Annotated in this window: 24 protein-coding genes and 1 pseudogene; 14 read left to right on the plus strand and 11 right to left on the minus strand. The window is 68.2% G+C overall.

Translation table 11 applies throughout. The features are described 5' to 3' along the window. The first annotated feature begins 8 nt into the window (after positions 1–8). The 5 genes from M8231_RS12895 (at position 9) to M8231_RS12915 (ending at position 4,505) form a co-directional block, all read left to right on the plus strand. Positions 9–248: a hypothetical protein gene (locus tag M8231_RS12895; protein ID WP_249749604.1), complete on the plus strand. Its 240-nt coding sequence runs from the start codon at positions 9–11 to the stop codon at positions 246–248. After that, positions 245–682, plus strand: coding sequence for a type II toxin-antitoxin system VapC family toxin (locus M8231_RS12900; protein ID WP_250201637.1), 438 nt, complete (start codon positions 245–247; stop codon positions 680–682). Before M8231_RS12895 ends, M8231_RS12900 begins: the two co-directional genes overlap by 4 nt. Continuing rightward, positions 679–3,318, plus strand: a complete 2,640-nt coding sequence (locus M8231_RS12905) for a ligase-associated DNA damage response DEXH box helicase (RefSeq protein WP_250201638.1) — start codon at positions 679–681, stop codon at positions 3,316–3,318. The genes M8231_RS12900 and M8231_RS12905 overlap by 4 nt, the downstream gene beginning before the upstream one ends. Further along, positions 3,315–4,061: a ligase-associated DNA damage response endonuclease PdeM gene (pdeM, locus tag M8231_RS12910; protein ID WP_250201639.1), complete on the plus strand. Its 747-nt coding sequence runs from the start codon at positions 3,315–3,317 to the stop codon at positions 4,059–4,061. Before M8231_RS12905 ends, pdeM begins: the two co-directional genes overlap by 4 nt. A gap of 66 nt (positions 4,062–4,127) precedes the next feature. After that, entirely contained in the window at positions 4,128–4,505 is a 378-nt protein-coding gene (locus tag M8231_RS12915) for a hypothetical protein (protein ID WP_250201640.1), read from the plus strand. Here M8231_RS12915 and M8231_RS12920 read toward each other — a convergent pair. The 5 genes and pseudogenes from M8231_RS12920 to M8231_RS17095 all read right to left on the minus strand — a co-directional run. Beyond that, positions 4,499–4,957 (minus strand): hypothetical protein, encoded by a 459-nt coding sequence (locus M8231_RS12920; protein WP_250201641.1) that lies wholly within the window; start codon positions 4,955–4,957, stop codon positions 4,499–4,501. The two genes, M8231_RS12915 and M8231_RS12920, sit on opposite strands and share 7 nt — an antisense overlap. A 48-nt stretch (positions 4,958–5,005) precedes the next feature. After that, positions 5,006–5,359 (minus strand): hypothetical protein, encoded by a 354-nt coding sequence (locus tag M8231_RS12925; RefSeq protein WP_249749599.1) that lies wholly within the window; start codon positions 5,357–5,359, stop codon positions 5,006–5,008. A gap of 54 nt (positions 5,360–5,413) precedes the next feature. Further along, the gene (locus M8231_RS12930) at positions 5,414–5,602 is read right to left on the minus strand and encodes a hypothetical protein (RefSeq protein ID WP_250201642.1); all 189 of its coding nucleotides are present in this window, start codon (positions 5,600–5,602) and stop codon (positions 5,414–5,416) included. Then, the gene (locus tag M8231_RS12935; RefSeq protein WP_250201643.1) at positions 5,551–5,799 is read right to left on the minus strand and encodes a hypothetical protein; all 249 of its coding nucleotides are present in this window, start codon (positions 5,797–5,799) and stop codon (positions 5,551–5,553) included. Before M8231_RS12935 ends, M8231_RS12930 begins: the two co-directional genes overlap by 52 nt. 172 nt (positions 5,800–5,971) lie before the next feature. Further along, positions 5,972–6,115: pseudogene (locus tag M8231_RS17095) on the minus strand (LuxR C-terminal-related transcriptional regulator); the annotation flags it as partial. Between the two features lie 330 nt (positions 6,116–6,445). Between M8231_RS17095 and M8231_RS12945 the strand changes: the two are divergent. Next, a complete protein-coding gene (locus tag M8231_RS12945; protein ID WP_250201645.1) occupies positions 6,446–7,291 on the plus strand; it encodes an alpha/beta fold hydrolase in 846 nt (281 codons plus the stop codon). A gap of 202 nt (positions 7,292–7,493) precedes the next feature. On the opposite strand, the gene M8231_RS12950 is transcribed toward M8231_RS12945, so the two are convergent. The 6 genes from M8231_RS12950 to M8231_RS12975 all read right to left on the minus strand — a co-directional run bounded on the left by M8231_RS12950 (position 7,494) and on the right by M8231_RS12975 (position 13,218). After that, positions 7,494–8,522: an IS110 family RNA-guided transposase gene (locus M8231_RS12950; RefSeq protein ID WP_250201646.1), complete on the minus strand. Its 1,029-nt coding sequence runs from the start codon at positions 8,520–8,522 to the stop codon at positions 7,494–7,496. A 125-nt stretch (positions 8,523–8,647) separates the two neighbouring features. Beyond that, on the minus strand, positions 8,648–9,400 hold the full coding sequence (locus M8231_RS12955) for an SDR family NAD(P)-dependent oxidoreductase (protein WP_250201647.1): 753 nt from the start codon (positions 9,398–9,400) through the stop codon (positions 8,648–8,650). Next, a complete protein-coding gene (locus M8231_RS12960) occupies positions 9,400–10,197 on the minus strand; it encodes an enoyl-CoA hydratase/isomerase family protein (RefSeq protein WP_250201648.1) in 798 nt (265 codons plus the stop codon). Before M8231_RS12960 ends, M8231_RS12955 begins: the two co-directional genes overlap by 1 nt. Continuing rightward, positions 10,194–11,261, minus strand: coding sequence for a phosphotransferase (locus M8231_RS12965; RefSeq protein WP_431307107.1), 1,068 nt, complete (start codon positions 11,259–11,261; stop codon positions 10,194–10,196). The genes M8231_RS12960 and M8231_RS12965 overlap by 4 nt, the downstream gene beginning before the upstream one ends. Continuing rightward, positions 11,258–12,469: an acyl-CoA dehydrogenase family protein gene (locus tag M8231_RS12970; protein ID WP_250201650.1), complete on the minus strand. Its 1,212-nt coding sequence runs from the start codon at positions 12,467–12,469 to the stop codon at positions 11,258–11,260. Before M8231_RS12970 ends, M8231_RS12965 begins: the two co-directional genes overlap by 4 nt. Further along, entirely contained in the window at positions 12,466–13,218 is a 753-nt protein-coding gene (locus M8231_RS12975; protein WP_250201651.1) for an SDR family NAD(P)-dependent oxidoreductase, read from the minus strand. Before M8231_RS12975 ends, M8231_RS12970 begins: the two co-directional genes overlap by 4 nt. A gap of 128 nt (positions 13,219–13,346) precedes the next feature. Between M8231_RS12975 and M8231_RS12980 the strand changes: the two genes are divergently transcribed. The 8 genes from M8231_RS12980 (at position 13,347) to M8231_RS13015 (ending at position 20,326) form a co-directional block, all read left to right on the plus strand. Beyond that, complete coding sequence (locus M8231_RS12980) at positions 13,347–14,030, plus strand: carboxymuconolactone decarboxylase family protein (protein ID WP_250201652.1); 684 nt, start codon at positions 13,347–13,349, stop codon at positions 14,028–14,030. 5 nt (positions 14,031–14,035) lie between these two features. Further along, positions 14,036–14,791 carry an SDR family NAD(P)-dependent oxidoreductase gene (locus tag M8231_RS12985; protein ID WP_250201653.1) on the plus strand — a complete coding sequence of 252 codons (756 nt, stop codon included), beginning with the start codon at positions 14,036–14,038 and terminating at the stop codon, positions 14,789–14,791. A gap of 124 nt (positions 14,792–14,915) precedes the next feature. After that, positions 14,916–15,536: a TetR/AcrR family transcriptional regulator gene (locus M8231_RS12990; RefSeq protein ID WP_250201654.1), complete on the plus strand. Its 621-nt coding sequence runs from the start codon at positions 14,916–14,918 to the stop codon at positions 15,534–15,536. Positions 15,537–15,547: 11 nt separating this feature from the next. After that, a complete protein-coding gene (locus M8231_RS12995) occupies positions 15,548–16,324 on the plus strand; it encodes a helix-turn-helix transcriptional regulator (protein WP_250201655.1) in 777 nt (258 codons plus the stop codon). A gap of 74 nt (positions 16,325–16,398) precedes the next feature. Next, positions 16,399–16,812: a Zn-ribbon domain-containing OB-fold protein gene (locus tag M8231_RS13000; RefSeq protein WP_250201656.1), complete on the plus strand. Its 414-nt coding sequence runs from the start codon at positions 16,399–16,401 to the stop codon at positions 16,810–16,812. Beyond that, positions 16,809–17,954: a thiolase family protein gene (locus M8231_RS13005; RefSeq protein WP_250201657.1), complete on the plus strand. Its 1,146-nt coding sequence runs from the start codon at positions 16,809–16,811 to the stop codon at positions 17,952–17,954. Before M8231_RS13000 ends, M8231_RS13005 begins: the two co-directional genes overlap by 4 nt. 2 nt (positions 17,955–17,956) lie before the next feature. Then, the gene (locus M8231_RS13010) at positions 17,957–19,135 is read left to right on the plus strand and encodes an acyl-CoA dehydrogenase family protein (RefSeq protein ID WP_250201658.1); all 1,179 of its coding nucleotides are present in this window, start codon (positions 17,957–17,959) and stop codon (positions 19,133–19,135) included. An 18-nt stretch (positions 19,136–19,153) separates the two neighbouring features. Beyond that, positions 19,154–20,326, plus strand: coding sequence for an acetyl-CoA C-acetyltransferase (locus tag M8231_RS13015; RefSeq protein ID WP_250201659.1), 1,173 nt, complete (start codon positions 19,154–19,156; stop codon positions 20,324–20,326).

Below are 20,326 nucleotides of genomic sequence, written 5' to 3' on the forward strand. Positions count from 1 at the left end.
TGGGCGCCATGAACAAGATCGTCTCCAACGACGAATGGTTGACCGCCCTGGCCGCCAAGGTCGACGAGGAGGGGCCGCAAGCCGTCCCTGTCGAAGGGCGGGGACGCTACATGCTTCTGTCAGAAGCCGAGTTTCGTCGGCTGTCCGAGCGCAAGCCCACATTCAAAGAGTGGCTGCTGACGGGTCCGCGTCTCGACGATGTCGAGATCGAACGCGACCGGCGGCCGGCTCGAGATTTCTCTTTTTGAGGTTTCTGCTCGATACGAACGCGATCAGTGAAACGCTGAGGTCGCGGCCGAACGCGGGGTTCATGGAGTGGTTCGCATCGGTGGGCTCGCCGGACGACGACTTCGACGATCGGCTGAATGTCAGCGTCCTCACCGTCGGCGAGATGCGGCGGGGCGCATTGCGCCTGGGATCGGACCCGCGCGGCGCGCTGCTCCAGGCGAGGATCGACGGGATCGTGGCCGAGTATGGCGACCGGTTGGTGGCCGTCGACCTCGCTGTCGTCGAGCGATGGGCTCCGCTCGCGGAGGCCTATCGTTCAGCGGGCGTGAACGTCGGCCTCACCGATGAGCTCTTGGCCGCTACGGCCCTTGTCCATGATCTGACCATCGTCACGCGCAACGTCCGCCATTTCGAACACAGCGGTTGCCGGCTGCTGGCGCCGTGGAGCGGATGACGGACCTTCCGCCGCTGTTCGCCGACTGGTTCGCGTCGCGCGGCTGGGCGCCCCGGCGGCATCAGCTGGAGATGGTGCAGGCGGCGCGGGACGGGGCGCACGCCCTGCTGGTGGCGCCGACCGGCGGGGGCAAGACGCTGGCGGGGTTTCTGCCCAGCCTGATCGACCTGGCCGAACGCGGGCCTAAGCCCGAGAGCGGGCCGGGGTCGGGGGTGCACACCCTGTATCTGTCGCCGCTGAAGGCGCTGACGGTGGATGTGGAGCGCAACCTGACGGCGCCGATCCGCGAGATCGGGCTGAACATCCATGTCGAGAGCCGCACCGGCGACACCAAACAGTCCAAGCGCCAGCGACAGCGCGACTTCCCGCCCGACATCCTGCTGACCACGCCGGAACAGCTGGCGCTGTTCTGCGCCTGGGAGGGGGGGCGGTCCTATTTCGCGGACCTGAAGTGCGTGATCCTGGACGAGGTCCACGCCATCTGGAGCGGCAAGCGCGGCGACCTGCTGTCGCTGGGCCTGGGGCGGTTGCAGGCCTATGCGCCGCAGATGCGGCGGGTGGGGTTGAGCGCGACGATCGAGGATCCGGATCTGATCCGGGCGTGGCTGAGCCCGGGACGCCCTTCCCCCCTCGCAGGGGAAGGTGGGCCGCGAAGCGGCTCGGATGGGGGGGCTGTCGGGGGAATTCCGTCGTCAATGGGTTCGTTGTCCCTGTCCGACAGCGGCGTCGACACCCCCCATCCGTCTCGCTTCGCGAGCCACCTTCCCCCGCAAGGGGGGAAGGAAGGAGGGTTCGTCCGTCTGGTCCGCGGCGATCCCGGCGCGGCGGCCGAGATCGACGTGCTGATCTCGGAGGGCAAGGTGCCGTGGGCGGGGCATACCGGCCAGCACGCCGTGCCCGAGGTCTATGCGGCGCTGCAGCGGGCCAAGCTGTCGCTGATCTTCGTCAACACGCGCTGGCAGGCCGAGTTCGTGTTCCAGCAGCTGTGGGCGATCAACGACGACGACCTGCCCATCGCCCTGCATCACGGCTCGCTGGCCGCCGAGCAGCGGCGCAAGGTCGAGGCGGCGATGGCGCGCGGCGACCTGCGCGCGGTGGTCTGCACCTCGACCCTGGACCTGGGCATCGACTGGGGCGACGTGGACCTGGTCATCCAGATGGCGGCGCCGAAGGGGTCGAGCCGGCTGGTCCAGCGGATCGGCCGGGCCAACCACCGGCTGGACGAGCCCAGCCGCGCCCTGCTGGTGCCCGCAAGCCGGTTCGAGATGCTGGAATGCCAGGCCGCGCGCGAGGCGGTGGCCGCCAACGCCTTCGACTGGGAGCCGGTGCATATCGGCACCCTGGACACCCTGGCCCAGCACGTCATGGGCGTGGCCTGCGCCGAGCCGTTCGACATGGTCGAGCTGTACGAACAGATCGTCGGCTGCGGCCCCTATCGCGACCTGACCTGGGAGCAGTTCGAGGAGGTGGTCGATTTCGTCGCCACCGGGGGCTACGCCCTTCGCACCTACGACCGTTTCGCACGGATCGTCCGTACACAGAATGGGCGCTGGAAGGTGCGCAACCAGCACATCGCCCAGCGGCACCGGATGAACGTGGGCGCCATCGTCTCGGCCGGGACGCTGAACGTGCGGGTGGCCTCGCGCCGGGGCGGCGGCGGGACGCGGGCCTGGATCGCCGGCCGCAAGGTGGGCGAGGCCGAGGAATGGTATTTCGAACAGTTGACGCCCGGCGACACCTTCCTGTTCGCCGGCCAGGTCTGGGCCTTCCAGGGCATCACCGGAACCGACGCCCTGGTCACCCACGCCAGCGACAAGGAGCCCAAGATCCCGTCGTGGGGCGGATCGAAGTTCCCGCTGTCGACCTCGCTGGCGGACCGGGTGCGCGACATGGTGCAGGACCGCGATCACTGGCGCGTCCTGCCGCCCGACGTGCAGGAATGGCTGGAGCTTCAGGAGGCGCGCTCGGTCATCCCCGATGCGGAATCGATGCTGGTGGAGACCTTTCCGCGCGGCAGCCGGCACTTCCTGGTCGCCTATCCGTTCGAGGGGCGGCTGGCGCACACGACCCTGTGCATGCTGCTGACCCGGCGGCTGGACCGCCTGGGCGTCGGGCCGCTGGGGTTCGTGGTCACCGACTATGCGCTGGCGATCTGGTCGATCAAGCCGATGGGGGACATCGACCTGGACGCCCTGTTCCAGCCCGACATGCTGGGCGACGACCTGGAGGCGTGGCTGGACGAAAGCTTCATGATGAAGCGGTCCTTCCGCAATTGCGCCCTGATCTCGGGCTTGATCGAGCGACGCCAGCCGGGCGCCGAGAAGACGGGGCGGCAGGTGACCTTTTCCACCGACTTGATCTACGACGTGCTGCGCCGCCATCAGCCCGACCATCTGCTGCTCAAGACCGCCCGCGCCGACGCCGCCTCGGGCCTGCTGGACGTGGCGCGCCTGGGCCAGATGCTGGCGCGGATCGAGGGGCGCATCCGCCATCAGCCGCTGAGCCGACCGTCTCCTTTCTGCGTGCCGGTGCTGGTGCAGATCGGGCGCGAGCGGGTGGGCGGCGACGCCGCCGAGATGATCCTGGACGAGAGCGCCGAAGCCCTGATCGCCGAGGTGATGGAGCCGTCCGCATGAACGCCGCCCTGCGCCAGAGCCTGGCCCGCAAGGTCTGCGGATCGCTGAGCGTGCTGGTCGCGGGCGAGGCCTGCGTGCTGCGCTGTTCCGGCGCGCTGTGGCTGCCGGCGCACGGGGCGCTGGTGGCGGCCGACCTGCACCTGGAGAAGGGCTCGGCCTTCGCCATGCGCGGCCAGATGCTGCCGCCCTACGACAGCCGCGCGACCCTGGACCGGCTGGAGGCCGAGATCGCGGCGCTGGACCCGGCGACCGTGATCCTGCTGGGGGACAGTTTTCACGACACGCGGGCCATTCCCCGCATGGCGGCCGACGACCGCGCGCGGCTGGACCGATTGGCCGAGGGCCGCGACTGGCTGTGGCTGGAAGGCAATCACGACCGCGAGGCGCTGGCGCGAGACGCCGATGCGGCGGGCCGCCTGCCGGGCCGGATCGTCGGGGACCTTTCGCTGGGCGGGCTGCGCCTGGTCCACGAACCCGAGGCCCTCAGCGCCGACGACGACCGCCGTGGCGAGGTGGCGGGTCACCTGCACCCCTGCGCGCGGGTGGCCGCCTATGGCCGGGGGGTGCGACGCGCCTGTTTCGTCACCGACGGGTCGCGGCTGATCCTGCCGGCCTTCGGCGCCTTCACGGGCGGGCTGAACGTGCGCGATCCCGCCATCGCCGGCCTGTTCGCCGCCCCGCCGATGGCCGCCGCCCTGGGCCGGGATCGGGTCCACGCGCTGGAGTGGAGCCGGCTGAATTAGCGCGCCGCGGGGGATGCGCGGACGATGTGGCTGGTCTATCAGGCCCGCCTACCCAGGAGATCGCCCGTGGCCGACACCAAGCTGAACGTGAAGATGAGCGCCGACCGCGCCAAGGTCGAAATGGAGTTCCAGATTCAGGGCAAGGCCGTCAGCCGCATGGCGCTGAGCCCGGCCGCGCTGGACGACCTGATCGCCAACCTGGGCGCCCTGCGCGCGCAGATGACCCAGCCGATCCCCGCCTCGATCGAACCGGGCGCCAAGGTCGAGACCGTGGTCAATCCGTCCTGGCGCACGGACATCCAGGCCCAGGGCCCGCTGCTGGCCATCCGTCATCCCGGCTTCGGGTGGCAGGGCTTCCTGATCCACCCCGAGCAGGGCCGGACGCTGGGCCAGGGCCTGATCGACATCGCCGCGCGGGTCGAAGCGTCGAAGACGGCTCAGTAGGACCGCCGACGGAGCAGGCGACGGCGGGCGTCGTGCCGCTGGATCGCCTTTCCGATCGTCGCCGAGACCAGCAGGATCATCATCAGCCAGCCGATGCTGTTCAGCAGCAGACCGTTGCTCCGCATCATGATGGTGGAATCCAGCCACGTCGAAAGGTGCAGCAGCAGCGCGCAGCCCTGCAGCGCCGTCATGACGATCAGCCACCGGTCCGGCCAGCGCCACACCGCCGCGGCGTAGGCCGACAGCACGAGGCCGGCCTTGATCTGAACCGCCCACCAGCGGATCGACGGATCGAACTGGCTCATCACCACGATGTCGACGAAGGTTTCGGCCGCGACGATCAGGCCGCAGGCCCTCTCGGGCCCGCGGCCGATCAGCAGCGCCAGACCGATGGTCAGCGCCGTCGCCATGTAGCTCAGGATCTGGTGAAGGTCGTCGAAGGCGCTGATCATCGCCGCCCGCGATACACCATGTCCTCCAGGCCCGCCGCCTCAAAAACCTCAGGCGCGGAGACGCACGACCGTGTCCGCCGACTCGGCGGTGGGGCGGGTCGGGACGTCCTGCTTTTCGTTGGCCCCGCCCTCGGCGACCGTGACGCCCAACTTGCGCTGCACGGCCGACAGGCTCTTGTGGGCCGAGATGAGCGAGGCGCGGGCGCCCGTCATGTCGTTCAGCGCGGCGCAGACCGAGGCCACCGCCGGCTGGGCCCAGGCCCCGTTCAGCCCGGCCTGGCCCTGGAGCGCCGGCAGTTCGGTCAGAAGCTGCGAGGCCCGCGCCATCGCCGCGTCCATCGCCCGCTCGGCCTCGTTGATGATGTCGGCCACGCGCGCGGCCGCGATGTCTCTGTCGGACATGGTGGTTCTCCCCCGCCCCCCGGCGGTTTCAAGTCTGGTTCCAGGATCGTCGGTTCAGGGACGCGCCTGAAGCGTCTCGACCAGTTTCTGCAGGGCCACGGCGCCGCCGAGCGCGGCGGGGACGGCGACGGCCAGGGCCAGCGCGATCCCCAGGGCGATCAGCAGGCGAAGGCCCGGCCGGTTCGCAAGCCCTAGCTGTTCAACGGCTTCCGGGGCAGGTCCGCCAGGCAGGCGGCCGAGCACAGGATCTCGAACATCAGCATCGGCCCGTTCAGGAAAGGCGCCTGCTGCTGCAGGGCCGAAACCAGAAAAGGCACCATGCGTCGATGCTCGCGGCCCGACGCCACCAGTTCCAGCGCTTCCTGGAAATCCCGGAAGCTCATCGACGGCAGCGTCTCGTCCAGCGTGGTCTCGCGTCTGATCTGTATCGAGTTGTTCATTCGCATCCCTTGAGTGACGGGACAGGAATGACGCCGGGTCGTCCTCGGCGGCCATTGGAGACGGCGCCCTATGGGGATTTTCCCCCAAGGGGTCCAGACCCTCTTCCAGCAGCAGGCGCACCGCATCGACGCGCGAACTGACGCCCAGCTTGCGGCAGGCGCTGGCCACCTGGGCGTCGACGGTCTTGGGCGTCTTGCCCGTCAGGCGCGCGATGGTCTTGCTGCGGTGATGGGCCGCCACATAGGCCATGACCTCGCGCTCGCGCTCGGTCAGAAGGCGCGACAGCGGACGATCCGGCGGAAGCGGTGACGGCATGGGCCAAGGTTAGCGGTCAGGTTGCATCGCGTCCATGCCGCGTGACGGCTCCTAGTCGATGTCCCGGTACAACCAGTGCATGAGATCACTTCACCCTCGCTCGCGCGCCGATCAAAAAGCCCCCGGCGGAGCGGGGGCGAGTGGAAGGAAACTCAAACCCTGCGGGAGTGAACCAGGGTCTGAGTTGTCCGCTAGGAGAACAACTCGCCAAAGGGTCAGGCGCGCTGGGTTCGCCTTCGGTGGCAAGGTGCCTTGCCGCACGGCGCCAGGTTCGGACGCTCGCGCTGGCGCGTCCTTCGCCGATGCCGCCAATCACCGCCGGAGTTCGCCGTGACCCTTTCCCCAACCGTAGTCGGCGCCGAAGGCGTGCCTCTGGTCGCCGATGCCTTCGGCCAGGACGGACCGTGGATCGTGCTCCTCCACGGCGGCGGCCAGACCCGGCGCTCCTGGAAACGCTCTGCCGAAGCCATCGCCGCCGGAGGCTTTCGCGCCCTTGCCTACGACGCACGTGGACACGGGGACAGCGGTTGGTCTCCGACGGGCGACTACGCCCTTCCGAGACTGGAGGAAGATCTGGCGGCGATCGCGGACACGCTGGACGGCCCAATAGGTCTTGTAGGCGCCTCCATGGGCGGTCTGACGGCGCTGCGGGCGGCGGGGACCTTCCTCTCCAGGCGGGTCGCGGCGCTGGTGCTGGTCGATATCGCCGTCAGCCCCACCCAGGCCGGGTCCGCCCGAATTCTGGAGTTCATGGAGGCCAATCCCAACGGCTTCTCAGACATCGACGAAGTGGTCGCCGCCCTGACCCGCTACAATCCGCTGCGTCCGGCCTCGACCGACACGCGGGGCCTGGAGCGCAACCTTCGCAAGGGAGCGGACGGGCGGTTGCGCTGGCACTGGGACCCCGCCTTGATGGAGACGGGCCCGCGTCTCGGCCGGGGCGATTTCACCCACCGTCTCAACGCGGCCGCGCCAGGGATCACAGCGCCGACGCTGCTGGTTCACGGAGCGGCGAGCGATGTCATCGACGCCGACGGCCTGGCGGAGATGCGACGACTGATCCCCCATATCCGCTTCAGCGAGGTGCCCGCCGCGAGCCATGTGGTGGCAGGCGATCGCAATGACCGCTTCTCTAATCGGGCATGGGAGTCAAGCTGGTTTTGGTCATCGGCCTGATCGATCACACGGGTCACGCTTCTCTTCGCAGTCTGGATGGCTCCTTGCGAGCGGAGCCGCTGCACGCATGCATGGGATCAGGGTCTGGAGAGCCTCGCTTATGGTCGCGCTCGAAGCGCAGCAGTCATTTTCGGCTTCATCCATCCCGTCGTCCGCGTGGGACGATCCGGCCAGGATCGGATTGGGGGGGGGAGCTGTCAGGTCATGCCGCCGCCTCCGATCCGTGCCGGAACTCGGTGCCGTCAGCCCACATGCGGTGCAGGACGACAGCAAGCTTGCGGGCCACGGCGACGATGGCGCGTCGGCGGCCCTTGGTCTTCATCAGCCGCATGCCCCAGGCCTTCAGGCTCGACCATTTGATCGAGCGCATGAGCATGGCGTTGGCGGCGGCGTAGAGGGTGGCGCGCACGTCGGAGTCCCCGGCGTGGGAGATGCGCCCGGGATTGTCCTTCTCGCCGGACTGGAAGCGTCGGGGCGTCAGGCCGAAGTGGGCGCCGACGGTGCGCGAACTCTTGAAGCGAGCTGGATCATCAACGGCGGCCTTGAAGCTCAGGGCGGTGATCTCGCCGACGCCGGGGATGCCCATGAACCGGGTGCAGACCTCGTCTTCGTGAGCGGCCTTCCGCACGCGCCGGTCCAGTTCCATGAAGGTCTCGAACAGCATCTGCCGCGCATGCAGCATCGGCAGGAGGGCGTGGCTCAGCGCCGGATCGCTCTCGATGGCGTCACGGACGGCGATGTCGAAGGCGCCGCGCGATAGGCGCATCGGCAGCTTCACGCCGAACACCTTCAGCAGGCCACGGATCTCGTTCTCCAGGTCGATGCACTTGCGCTGCATCACCTTGCGGCTGGTCAGCAGCGCCCGCAGATGGTGGCTCTCGACGCTCTTCACATGAACCCGGCTGTACCACCCGGATCGGAGGATCTGGGCGATGCCGCGGGCGTCGTGCTTGTCCGTCTTGTTGCGCATGGCCGACAGCGCCGCCGCTACCTGCCGCGCCTCCATGCACACCACGTCGAAGCCGGCTTCACGAAGACCATAGGTCAGGTGCTGGGTCAGCGTGCCCGCCTCCAGACCGACCTGATGGATCGGCTCTCCGAACTCGCTCAGGCAGCGGACCAGGTCCGGCACGTCTGACGGCACGGACCGCTCGAGGCGGACCTTACCGTCATTATCGATGATGCAGACCGCCACTGAGCGCAGCGACACATCCAACGCAGCGTAGAACATCGTCGTCTCCCTTCATCTCGGACTGAGCCGAGCACTCTATGGGAGCTTGCCCCTTCGCAGGACCGCCCGATTACGCATGCTCATGGCGGACGTACTGCCCTTCCTGAAGACGGCGATGGGCTGAGCTATTTCACCGTCTGGCCACCGTCGACGACAATCTGGGCGCCGGTCATGAAGGCTGACTCGTCGCTGGCCAAAAAGACGATCGCATTGGCGATGTCTGCGGGCGCCCCGACGCGGCCTGCCGGGATATTGCGCACGATCGCCGCCGACATTTCGGGATCCTCGTGGAAGCCTGCGGTCAAGGGCGTGGCGATATGTCCGGGATGGACGGAGTTGGCGCGCACGCCGTTGCGCTGGGCGGCGCATTCGACCGCGGTGACCTGGGTCAGAGATCGCACCCCGGCCTTGGCGGCGCTGTAGGAGGCCATGTTGACCCCGCCCCTAAGCGCCCGGATCGAAGACATGTTGATGATGGAGCCCGATCCCGAAATCGCCAGCAAGGGCATCATGTGCTTGGTGGCCAGAAAGACGCTGTCGAGGTTCACCGCCAGGATGCTTCGCCAGCTTTCGAGCGTCGTTTCCACGATCGGCGCAAAGTCGCCGAAGCCGGCATTGTTCACCAGCACGTCAAGCCGACCGTGGTCATGCGTGATGCGAGCGGCCAGAGCCGCCCACGCGGCCTCATCCGTCACGTCCATGACAACGGCTTGACGCCCCTCGCCCGGCAGCGCCTGCACCGCCGCCTCAAGGCGATCCCGGGCCCGATCCAGCAGATAGACGCGCGCGCCCTCGTTCGCGAAGGCCTGCGCCGTGGCGAAGCCGATGCCGGAAGCGGCGCCGGAAACGACTGCGATCTTCCGTTCCAGGCGAGCCATCAGCGACCGCCCGCCGGCGGGAACACAGGTTTGCGCTTTTCAAGGAAGGCCGCGACGCCTTCGCGCCCTTCCGCCCCGCCGCTCGCCCGGGCGATGCCCGACGCCTCCGCGTCCAACTGAGCCGCCAGCCCTTGAACCGCCCCTTCGTGCAGCAGGCGACGGCAGGCCGCAAGGGCGCCGACCGCACCGAACGCGAGGCTCCGAGCCGTCTCGTGGGCGGCTTCCATCAGGACCTCCGGATCCACCGCACGGGTGACCAGGCCCATGGCCGCCGCTTCGTCGGCGCCGACCCGGCGGTTGGTCAGGATCATCTCCTGCGCCCGCCTGAGCCCGACCAGGCGCGGCAGCATCCAACTGGCCCCGCCGTCCGGCGTCAGGCCGATGGCCGTATAGGCCACGGCGAACTGGGCCGTTCGGGCGGCGATGGCTATGTCGCCTAGGATGGCCAGGCTGAGGCCCGCGCCGGCCGCCGGCCCGTTGACCGCCGTCACCAGCGGCTTGGGCATTGTCGCCAGTTCCAGCACGCCGGCGTGGAAAGTCTTGGCCAGCCCGCCCACGGTCGCCTCCGCATCGTCGCCCGCGCCGGAAAACAGGTCGATGTCTCCGCCGACCGAGAAGAACCCGCCCGCTCCCGTCAAGATCACGCAGCGGATGTCCGGCGAAGTCGCGCAGGTCCGGGCGGCCTCGCGAAGCGCCTGGGACAGCTCCGGCCCGACGGCGTTTCGCTTCTCGGGTCGGTTCAGCGTCAGGGTCGCGACCCCCTGGTCGATATCGAGCGCGACGGCAGGCGAGATCATGCCCCGGCCCTCCTGGCTTGGGCCCAGGCGAGGGCCGCGAGTTCCGGGAAGACTTCCGCCCGTTCTGCCGCCTGGGCCGAGGCCGCGGCGCCGCGCAGCACCCGACCCTTGATGCCATGGAAGATGGCGGCCAGCCGGAACAGGTTGAAGGCGAGATAGAATTCATAGCCGGGCATGTCCGGACGCCCGACGCGACGGCAGTAGGCTGCGACATAGTCGTCCTCTGACGGCAGGCCCAAGGCCTCCAGATCCGCGCCCGCCAGACCCGCCACGATGTGCGGAGGTGTCCGGTACATCATGGCGTTGTAGGCGAAATCGGCCAGGGGATGCCCCAGCGTCGACAGTTCCCAGTCCAGCACCGCCAGGATACGTGGCTCGGTGGGGTGGAAGATCATGTTGTCGATGCGAAAGTCGCCGTGGACGATCGAGGTGGCGTCGCCGTCATCGGGAATGTTGTCGGGCAGCCAGGCGATCAGACGGTCCATGGCGGGATTTCGCCCGGCCTGATCGTCCTCCAGATATTGTCGAGACCAACGTGCGATCTGGCGAGAGAAATAATTGCCAGGCCGCCCGTAGTCCTCAAGCCCGACGGCGCGGTAGTCGATCTGGTGAAGCGCAGCCATGGCGGCGTTCATGGCGTCGAAATAGGCGGCGCGTTCCGGCCGGGGAACGTCCGCCAAGGTCGCGTCCCAGAAGATACGGCCCTCCACCATGTCCATGACATAGAACCAAGTACCGATGACGGCGTCGTCGGTGCAGACGCCGTGGACCGCCGCGACCGGAAACCCGGCCCTGGCCAGACCGGTCAGAACCCGGGCCTCGCGTTCCACGGCATGAGCCCCCTTCAGCAGGACGCCCGGAGGCTTGCGCCGAAGGACATAGGCGTGATCCGGCGTCGTCAGCTTGTACGTCGGGTTGGACTGTCCGCCCCGGAACTGTTCGACCGTCAGATCGCCGGCGAAGCCCGCCACATTCGCCGTCATCCAACGCGCCAGCGCTCCAACATCGAACCCGAATCCTTCCCTGACCGGGGTGACCCCGAGGTTTCCGGCGACATGGCTCATGGCTGGGCTTGGCGTACGGCCGCGTCCCGATGGTCGCGCTTGATCTTCTTGGCCAAGCTCCATTTGTGAACCTCCGTGGGCCCGTCGTAGATGCGGAAGGCCCTGATTTCGCGGAAGACCTGCTCGACGATGGTGTCGCCGGTGACGCCGGTCCCGCCCATGACCTGGACGCACTTGTCGGCGATCCGCATTAGCGCTTCGGAGACGAAGACCTTCGTCATGGAGCTTTCGGCCGTGCCAAGATCGCCTGCGTCCAGCACTCCGGCGCACCAGTCGATCATGGTCTCCGCCGCGCGCAGATCGATAAGGTTTTCCGCCAGCATGAAGCCGACGCCCTCATGGTCGATCAGGAGCTTGCCGAAGGCCTGGCGTCGACAGGCGTAATCCGTAGCGATCTCCTGCGCCCGCGTCGCCGCGCCCAGCCAGCGCATGCAGTGCGACAGGCGCGCCGGCGACAGGCGGACCTGGGCGTAGTTGAACCCCTCCCCGCTCTGGCCCAGCATCTGGTCGGCCGGAACGCGCAGGTTGTCGATCGCCACGATGGAGTGGCCGCCGGGCATCGAGCCGTCGATGGTGTCGAGCACCCGTTCGATGCGGATCGCTGGATCGGGCAGATCGACCAGGAACATGCAGGCCCCGTCATCCGACTTGGCCATGACGATGCCGACCTTGGCGCCCTCCGCCCCGGTGATGAAGGCCTTGCGCCCGTTGATAACCCAGTGATCGCCGTCCAGCCGGCAGATGGTCTGCATCATCGAAGGATCGGAACCCGCCCCGCCCTCGGCGGCCGGCTCGGTCATGAAGAAGGCGGACCGGGCTCGCCCCTCGACCAGCGGCGCCAGGAAGCGCGCCTTCATCTCCGGCGAGCCGACCTTGCCGATCAGGTACATGTTGCCTTCGTCGGGCGCGGCCGTGTTGCAGGCGACCGGCCCAAGCGGCGACAGGCCGGACTTGCGCAGGACCCAGGCCGTCTCACGCTGGCTCAGGTGATCGCCGTCCGGAAGGATGTGCGGCGTGAGGACGCCCGCCGCGCGCGCTTTCGCCTTCAGTTCGTCGGCCAGTTCATCGGTGGGGCCGTGGCTGTTACGTCGCGGGTCGTGCTCATGGGGCGCGACGACCTCGCGGACGAACCGCTCGACGCGTTCGCCGATCTGGAGCGCGCGCGGGGTAGGGGCCAGGGTGTCCGGCGACTTCGTGTGGTGGCTCATGTCGCGGTCGATCCGCCGTCGACGACCAACTCCGCGCCGGTCATGTATCGAGAATCTTCCGACGCCAGGAACAGGATGGCGTCGGCGATCTCATCGGCCTGCCCCTGTCGCTTCATCGGGATATCGGCCTTGAGCCGCGCCGCGATCGCCGGATCGGCATAGGCCCCGGCGGTCAGGGGCGTTTCGACATGGCCCGGATGGATGGAGTTGGCCCGCACGCCGTTTCCGAGCTCGGCGCATTCCATGGCCGTCGCCTTGGTGAATAGCCGCACCCCGCCTTTGGAGGCGCAGTAAGAGCCTGTGTTGGGCGCGGCCATGATGCCGCGAATGGAGGAGACGTTAACGATCGACCCGCGGCCGGACGCGGCCAGAGCGGGCAGCAGGTATTTGGTCGCAAGGAAGACGCTGTCGAGGTTGACCGACAGGATCGATCGCCAGGTCTCGAAGCTGGTGTCGGCGATCGACTTGAAGGCTCCGAACCCCGCGTTGTTGACCAGAACGTCAAGCCTTTTGTGATCGCGTTCGACCTCTTCGGCGAGAGCGATCCACGCCTCTTCGCGCGTCACGTCCATCAGGACCTGCTGGTGGCCCGAGCCGTCGAGGTTGTTTCTCGCCGCGGCCAGCCTGGTTTCGTCGCGATCGATCAGAATGACCGTCGCCCCCTCTCTGGCGAAGACCTGCGCCGTCGCCAGGCCGATGCCTGACGCCGCGCCGGAGACCGCCGCGACCTTGCCTTCCAGGCGTGCCATCTCAACCCTCTCGACTGGTCCGCTGAGGCGCCGACCTTGCAATTTAGCTATTCGACCGCCCGGTCGGTTGTCAAACCTGACGACCAGTCATAAGGGACAGTGGAAAGCCGGAAACAGGGACCTTGATCGTGACCACGAACCCCTTGCTGACCAACCGTTCGCTACAGGAACGGGCTCCCAAGACCATCGGCGGATACGGCCGGTTCCGGAGCGTCATCGACAGCGACAGCGCCCTGCCCGCCGCCATCAAGGCTCTGTTCGTCGCCTGCGCCGCCTGCGTCAAGAACTATGCCGAGATGGCGCAGAGGGAGCTGGAACGGGCCCGCGATCTGGGCCTTCCCGAGACGGATGCGCGTTCGGCCATGACCATCCTCTGCAGCGTCCGAGGCGAAGGCGCCGCCCTGAGATTTCGGGGTCTGATCGGCGCCGTCTACGGCGCGGCGCCGGACGCGGTCGGCGCGCCCGACCTCCTGCCCGTGGCTCCGGGCGAGGCGGAGGCGAACTTCCTCGGCTATTTCGAGACCATGCCGCCGAGTCTGGGCAAGCTGCTGGAGCTCGTGCCCACAGCCGGCGACGCCTATTACCTTATGCGCGAAGGCACCCTGTCTGGCACCTCGATCGAACCGCGCCATGCCGAGTTGCTGCTGGTGACCGTGCTGACCTCCGACTACAGCCCCTGGGCCTCGGTCCATATGCAGGGCGCCCGAAAGGCCGGGGCAAGCGAGACCGAGGTGGCCGAGGCGGTGCTCTGCGCGGTGCCGGTCAGCGGCCTGTCCGCGTGGGTCGTCGGCGCGACGGCCATGGACGCATGACGGACATGACAGATCTGGAAGGCCGCGTCGTCCTGGTCACCGGGGCCAGTTCGGGCCTGGGCCGTCACTTCGCCGCCCTGCTGGCGGGTCGAGGCGCCGTCGTGGTCGCCGCCGCGCGCCGACGCGAGGCTCTCGACGCCCTGACGACCGAGATCGCTGCATCAGGCGGGACCTGCCATCCCCTGGTGATGGATGTGTCCGACGCCGCATCGGTGAACCAGGGTTTTACGAGCGCTGTCGAACTGGCGGGACGACTGGATGTCCTGATCAACAACGCCGGCATCGCCCATACCCGAGCCGCGCTCGATCAGTCCGCGGACGAGTGGCGCGCCACCCTCGAACCCAACCTGACCGGCGCCTTCCTGGCCGCCCAGGCGGCGGCGCGCGCGATGCGCGGCACCGGCGGCGGAAGCATCGTCAACGTCGCCTCGATCCTGGGTGAAAGGGTCTCCAAGGGTCTGGCGGCCTACGCCGCTTCCAAGGCCGGCCTGATCCAGTTGACCAAGGCCCTCGCTCTGGAATGGGCCCCGCTGGGCGTGCGGGTGAACGCCCTGGCGCCGGGCTATATCGAGACCGACCTGAACCGCGAGTTCTTCGCCAGCGAAGGCGGACGGCGCCTGATCGGCCGGATTCCGCAGCAAAGGCTCGGGCAGATGTCCGACCTCGACGGCCCCCTGCTGCTGCTGTGCTGCGACGCCTCGCGCTACATGACAGGCTCGGTGGTCGCGGTCGATGGCGGCCATCTGGTCAACAGCCTCTGATCCCGCCCAACCCGACCGCCGGGCCGGTCGGTAGGTGATGGACCCGGCACGCGGCGTGCAATAGACTTCCGCTCAAAGCAGCGCCCATCCTGACCGGATCGGCCACCGAGGAGTGCGGACACAGGTGACGGCGGCGACAGCGACCAAGAGGCGACAGTCCACAGAGGCGGCTGACAGCAAGCGCGCCGAGATCATGGAGCATTGCGCCGCCTTGTTCGACAAGGTCGGCTATCACAAGACCTCGATGCAGATGCTGGCGGACGAGGTCGGTCTGGGCAAGCCGACGCTGTACCACTACTTCCCCAGCAAGACCGCGATCCTCTACGCGATCCACGACACGCACATGCGCGCTCTCCTGGACGGTCTGGTGAGCAGCGACGACGAGACGACCAACCCTGTCGATCTGCTGCGCTCGGCCTGCATTCATATCCTGCGCCAGATCGCCAACCATCCCGGCTATGTGCGCGCCTTCATGGACCACTACGGTGAGCTGGAAGGCGGCATGCGCGCCGAAATTCGCGCTCACCGGACTGACTATTTCAATCGTGTCGTCGCCATCATCAAGGGCGGCATCGAGACCGGCAGGCTGCGCCCCTGCGATCCCATCGTGACGGCCTACGGCTTCCTCGGCATGTGTAACTGGGCCTACAAGTGGTATCCGCCTCTGGCCTCCGAGCGGACGCCGGAGGACATGGCTGACGCCCTGTGCAAGCCCTTCTTCGAGGGCCTGGCGCTCCCGGCTTGAGAGACTATCGCGTGAACGTCTCCGACGCCCTCCTCGCCAGCGTCCGGGCGAGCAGCCTGGAACAGATCAGACCCGCCGCCGCCGCCCTGCGAGACGCCGTCGCAGACCTGACCGGCCTGCGCTGTGCGGTCACCGACAACATCGCCGTCCAGGAACCGATGAAGGATGCGGCCGGCGAAATCCTCGCCAGCACCGTCTTCGGCTTCGATCGGGGCGAGGACGCCCGGTGGTGGCGTTTCCCCCAACTGGCGCTGACTTCTCCCTTGCCCATGGCTTGCCGCTTCGAGAGTGAACCCTTCTGGTGCAACGCCCAAGGCATCCATACGCCTACGCCGAACCTTCTGCTGTCGGCGCTCGACCTGTCCAACTTCCGACAGAGAGCCCTGACCAGCGCGGCTGTCGTTGCGCCGATCCACCTGCCCTTTGGTCAGATCGCGGCCGCAAGCTTCCTGTCGCCCGACCCTGAGTTGGACGATCTGTCCGCGCCGTTCGAGGCTCATGGACAGGCGCTGGCTCTCCTCGCCCGCACCTTCGTGTCCAGCTACGTCAAGGTCACCGAGCGTCGACGCCCGGCCGTCGCCTCCGCCCTCCTGACCAAGCGCGAGGTCGAGTGCCTGCGGTGGGCGGCCTCGGGCAAGACCAATGACGAGATCGGGGCGATCCTGAACCTGAAGCGCACGACCGTCCGCTTCCACATCCGCAGCGCCTCGGTGAAGCTGGACGCGGTCAACCGGGATCAGACGCTGTTCAAGGCCGCCCAACTCGGCTTCCTGGCCATGATCCGCTGACGCAATGCCGGGCTGACACATTGGTCAGAAGCCGGTCGGTCGGGAGCGAGGCTAACTAGCGGGCAGGAGTGATCATGCCCGCCCATCCCGACCTCATCGCCGACAATCTGTTCGACCTGCGCGCCGACGGCGCCCCCGTCCTCTATGCGGGGCGAGAGCGGACGAGCGGCAGGCTCGTGTTCCCCCTGCCCGCCGACGCCGAGCGCTTCGAGCGCGTCGAGCTGCCGGAACGGGGCCGGCTGTGGTCCTTTACCATCCAGCGCTTTCGCCCGAAGTCGCCGCCCTACGCCGGAGACGAGGCCTTCGTCCCCTATGCGGTCGGCTATGTGACGCTCGGCGAAGCGATCATCGTGGAAGCCCGTCTGGTCGATGTCGCCTTCGAGGATCTGCGCATCGACATGCCCCTTCGACTGACGACGGAGCCCTTCCGCCTGGCCACGGGCGAGACACGGCTGACCTATGCCTTCGCACCAGAGGGATCCGCATGACCGAGGTCCGCATCGTCGCCGCCGGCATCCATCCCTTCGGTCGCACGCCGGGCCTGACCGGCCTGCAGCAGGGCGTCTTCGCGGTGCGCCAGGCCCTCGCCACGGCGGGCCTGGACTGGCGCGACATCCAGTTCGCCTACGGCGGCTCGGACGCGGCCGGCAATGCCGACACGATGGTGTCGGAACTTGGCCTGACGGGCCTGCAGTTCATCAATGTCGCCAACGGCTGTGCGACCGGCGGTTCCGCCCTGTTCGGCGCCTACAGCACCATCGAGTCCGGCGAGTTCGATCTCGGCATCGCCGTCGGGTTCGACAAGCATCCGCGCGGCGCCTTTGACCCCAAGCCCGCCGAGTGGGGTTTGCCCGACTGGTACGGCGAGACCGGCCTGATGCTGACCACCCAATTCTTCGCCATGAAGACGCGGCGCTACATGGCCGAGCACGGCATCACGGTCGAGACCCTGGGTCGGGTCGCCGAGAAGGCCTTCGCCAACGGCGTCCTGACCCCGCACGCCTGGCGTCGCGAGGCCGTCAATCTGGACGCGATCCTGAACGCCCCTCTGGTCAGCGACCCCTTCACCAAATTCATGTTCTGCTCGCCCGGCGAAGGGGCCGTGGCCCTGATCCTGGCCAGCGAAAAGCGCGCACGAAGCCTGGGCCTGGACGGGGCGAAGCTGCGCGCCGCCGCCGTGCGCAGCCGCCCGCCCGGCTCGTTCGAGGTCTTCTCCCCGGCCCTGGATATCGCGCGCGGCGTCTCGCCGAGCACCCTGGCCTCCCGCGCCGCCTTCGAGATGGCGGGGGTGGGTCCCGAAGACATCGACGTCGCCCAGTTGCAGGACACCGAGTCGGGCGCCGAGATCATGCACATGGCCGAGAACGGCTTCTGCGCCGATGGCGATCAGGAGGCGTGGATCGCCGATGGCCGCACGCGGATCGACGGCGCCCTGCCGGTCAACACCGACGGCGGCTGCCTGGCGTGCGGCGAGCCCATCGGGGCCTCGGGCCTGCGTCAGGTGTACGAGAACGTCGTCCAACTGAGGGGTCAGGCGGGCGCCCGACAAGTCCCAGGCGATCCCCGCCTCGGATACAGCCACGTCTATGGCGCGCCCGGCGTGTCCGGCGTCGCCATCGTGGAGCGATAGGGATGACGCTTCCGCTCGACGCCGACCATGAGGCCTTCCGCGAAGAGGTCCGCGCCTTCCTGCGGAATGCTCTCAACCCGGACCTACGCCGCGGCGCGGCTCTATCGCCCGGCGTCTTCGCCGAGCCGGACATCGCCGGCCCCTGGCAGGCGATCCTCGAGAAGAAGGGGTGGCTGCTCTATCACTGGCCCGCCTCCGCCGGCGGCCCCGGCTGGAGCCGGGTCCAGCGCTGGATCTTCGAGAAGGAATGCGCCGACGCCGGCGCCCCGGATCTGCCCGGCATGGGCCTGAAGCTGCTTGGACCGGTGCTCTACAGCTTCGGCGACGAGCAGCAGAAGGCGGACCGCCTGCCACGGCTCCGGTCCGGCGAAGACTTCTGGGCCCAGGGCTTTTCCGAACCCGGCTCCGGCTCCGACCTAGCCTCCCTGAAGACACGCGCGGTTCGCGACGGCGACCACTACATCGTCACCGGACAGAAGATCTGGACCACCCAGGCGCAGTTCGCCAACCGACTGTTCGCCCTCGTCCGCACCGATCCCGACGTGAAGCCCCAGGCCGGCATCAGCTTCCTGCTCATCGACATGCAGGCGCCGGGGGTGACCGTGCGTCCGATCCTGAGCGCCTCGGGCGATCACGAGTTGAACGAGGTGTTCCTCGACGGCGTCCGCGTGCCGGTCGCGGATCGGATCGGCGAGGAAGGGCAAGGCTGGACGATCGCCAAATTCCTGTTGGAGAACGAGCGCGGCGGCTCCTCCTTCGGCCCTTCGCTCGTGGCGAAACTCCGACGCCTCCTCGCCTCGACCGGACCGCTCAGGGGCGAGTTGGCCAGTCGCGCTGTAAAGTTGGGCCTCGAAGCGGATGCGCTGGAAATGACCGAGCTGCGCACCGCGATCGAACTCGACGCGGGTGCCCCGCCGACGCCGCGCAGCCTGATCACCAAACTGGTCGCCTCGGAAATCCATCAGGGCATAGACGAGCTCGCCGTCGACGCCTTCGGACCGGCCGGCCTGCAGTTGGCGCGGGAGCGGCCGTTCTACGCCGATGACGCGCCGGCGGGGATCGGGCCGGAACCGGCCATCGCAGCAGCCGCCCGATACCTTAACGGCCGCGCCTGGACCATCTTCGGCGGGACCAGCGAGATTCAGCTCACCCTCATCGCCAAGGCCGCCGTCGGCCTCTGACCTCCAAGGACCTCCCGCATGCCTGACGCCTATATCGTCGCCGCTCGCCGCACCGCCGCAGGCCGTCGCAACGGCCGTCTCGCCACCTGGCACCCCGCCGATCTCGGCGCCGCCGTCCTCAACGCCCTCGTCGACGAAACCGGCGTGGACCCGGCCGCCATCGACGACGTCATTATCGGCTGCGTCAGCCAGGTCGGCGAACAGACCTTCCAGCTCGGACGCAATGCAGTGCTGGCGTCGAAACTGCCCGACAGCGTTCCCGCCGTGACCATCGACCGCCAGTGCGGCTCGTCGCAGCAGGCGTTGCATTTCGCGGCTCAGGCCGTGATGTCCGGCACCCAAGACCTGGTGATCGCCGGCGGGATCGAGAGCATGACGCGCGTGCCGATGGGCTCGCCCCTGACCCTGGCAAAGGCGGCCGGGATCGGTGAAGGGCCTTTCGCTAAGAGCATCCAGGCCCGGTACGGCGTGCCCGAGTTCAGCCAGTTCACCGGCGCCCAGATGATCGCTGACAAATACGGCTTCACGCGCGCGGCGATGGACCAGTTCGCCCTGGAGAGCCATCTGAAGGCCGCCGCCGCGACCGAGGACGGCGCCTTCGCCGGGGAGATGGTGCCCCTCGATGTCGTCACCGCCGAGGGTCCGATGGTGCACGACCGCGACGAGGGCATTCGCGGCTCGTCCACGCTGGAATCCATCGGGTCGGTGAAGCTGCTGACTGAAACCGGCACGCTCAGCGCCGCAACGGCCAGCCAGATCGCCGACGGCGCGTCCGGTGTCCTGGTGGCGTCCGAAAAGGCGATCCGCGAGCACGGGCTGACGCCCCTGGCCCGCATCGTCAACCTGACCGTCACCGCTGGCGATCCGGTCATCATGCTGGAGGAGCCGATCCCTGCGACCCGTCGCGCCCTGGATCGTTCGGGCCTGAAACTCGATGACATCGATCTGTTCGAGGTGAATGAGGCCTTCGCCTCCATCCCCATGGCCTGGCTGTCGGCCCTGGACGCCGATCCGACCAGATTGAACGTCAACGGCGGCGCCATCGCCTTGGGTCACCCGCTCGGCGCGACCGGGACCAAGCTGATGGCCACCTTGGTCCACGCTCTGCACGCGCGCGGCGCCCGCTATGGTCTGCAGACCATGTGTGAGGGCGGCGGCGTGGCCAATGCGACGATCGTGGAACGGGTCTGA

Source organism: Brevundimonas albigilva, from assembly GCF_023573565.1.
Taxonomy (GTDB): domain Bacteria; phylum Pseudomonadota; class Alphaproteobacteria; order Caulobacterales; family Caulobacteraceae; genus Brevundimonas; species Brevundimonas albigilva.

Excerpts from the sequence above, each read along its gene's own strand:
- M8231_RS12950 (WP_250201646.1), bottom strand. The coding sequence starts at position 8,522 with ATGTTCTACGCTGCGTTGGATGTGTCGCTGCGCTCAGTGGCGGTCTGC.
- pdeM (WP_250201639.1), top strand. The coding sequence starts at position 3,315 with ATGAACGCCGCCCTGCGCCAGAGCCTGGCCCGCAAGGTCTGCGGATCG.
- M8231_RS12965 (WP_431307107.1), bottom strand. The coding sequence starts at position 11,261 with ATGAGCCATGTCGCCGGAAACCTCGGGGTCACCCCGGTCAGGGAAGGA.
- M8231_RS12960 (WP_250201648.1), bottom strand. The coding sequence starts at position 10,197 with ATGATCTCGCCTGCCGTCGCGCTCGATATCGACCAGGGGGTCGCGACC.
- M8231_RS12955 (WP_250201647.1), bottom strand. The coding sequence starts at position 9,400 with ATGGCTCGCCTGGAACGGAAGATCGCAGTCGTTTCCGGCGCCGCTTCC.
- M8231_RS12920 (WP_250201641.1), bottom strand. The coding sequence starts at position 4,957 with ATGATCAGCGCCTTCGACGACCTTCACCAGATCCTGAGCTACATGGCG.
- M8231_RS13000 (WP_250201656.1), top strand. The coding sequence starts at position 16,399 with ATGCCCGCCCATCCCGACCTCATCGCCGACAATCTGTTCGACCTGCGC.
- M8231_RS12925 (WP_249749599.1), bottom strand. The coding sequence starts at position 5,359 with ATGTCCGACAGAGACATCGCGGCCGCGCGCGTGGCCGACATCATCAAC.
- M8231_RS12895 (WP_249749604.1), top strand. The coding sequence starts at position 9 with ATGAACAAGATCGTCTCCAACGACGAATGGTTGACCGCCCTGGCCGCC.
- M8231_RS13015 (WP_250201659.1), top strand. The coding sequence starts at position 19,154 with ATGCCTGACGCCTATATCGTCGCCGCTCGCCGCACCGCCGCAGGCCGT.
- M8231_RS12985 (WP_250201653.1), top strand. The coding sequence starts at position 14,036 with ATGACAGATCTGGAAGGCCGCGTCGTCCTGGTCACCGGGGCCAGTTCG.
- M8231_RS12935 (WP_250201643.1), bottom strand. The coding sequence starts at position 5,799 with ATGAACAACTCGATACAGATCAGACGCGAGACCACGCTGGACGAGACG.
- M8231_RS13010 (WP_250201658.1), top strand. The coding sequence starts at position 17,957 with ATGACGCTTCCGCTCGACGCCGACCATGAGGCCTTCCGCGAAGAGGTC.
- M8231_RS12975 (WP_250201651.1), bottom strand. The coding sequence starts at position 13,218 with ATGGCACGCCTGGAAGGCAAGGTCGCGGCGGTCTCCGGCGCGGCGTCA.
- M8231_RS12970 (WP_250201650.1), bottom strand. The coding sequence starts at position 12,469 with ATGAGCCACCACACGAAGTCGCCGGACACCCTGGCCCCTACCCCGCGC.
- M8231_RS12905 (WP_250201638.1), top strand. The coding sequence starts at position 679 with ATGACGGACCTTCCGCCGCTGTTCGCCGACTGGTTCGCGTCGCGCGGC.
- M8231_RS13005 (WP_250201657.1), top strand. The coding sequence starts at position 16,809 with ATGACCGAGGTCCGCATCGTCGCCGCCGGCATCCATCCCTTCGGTCGC.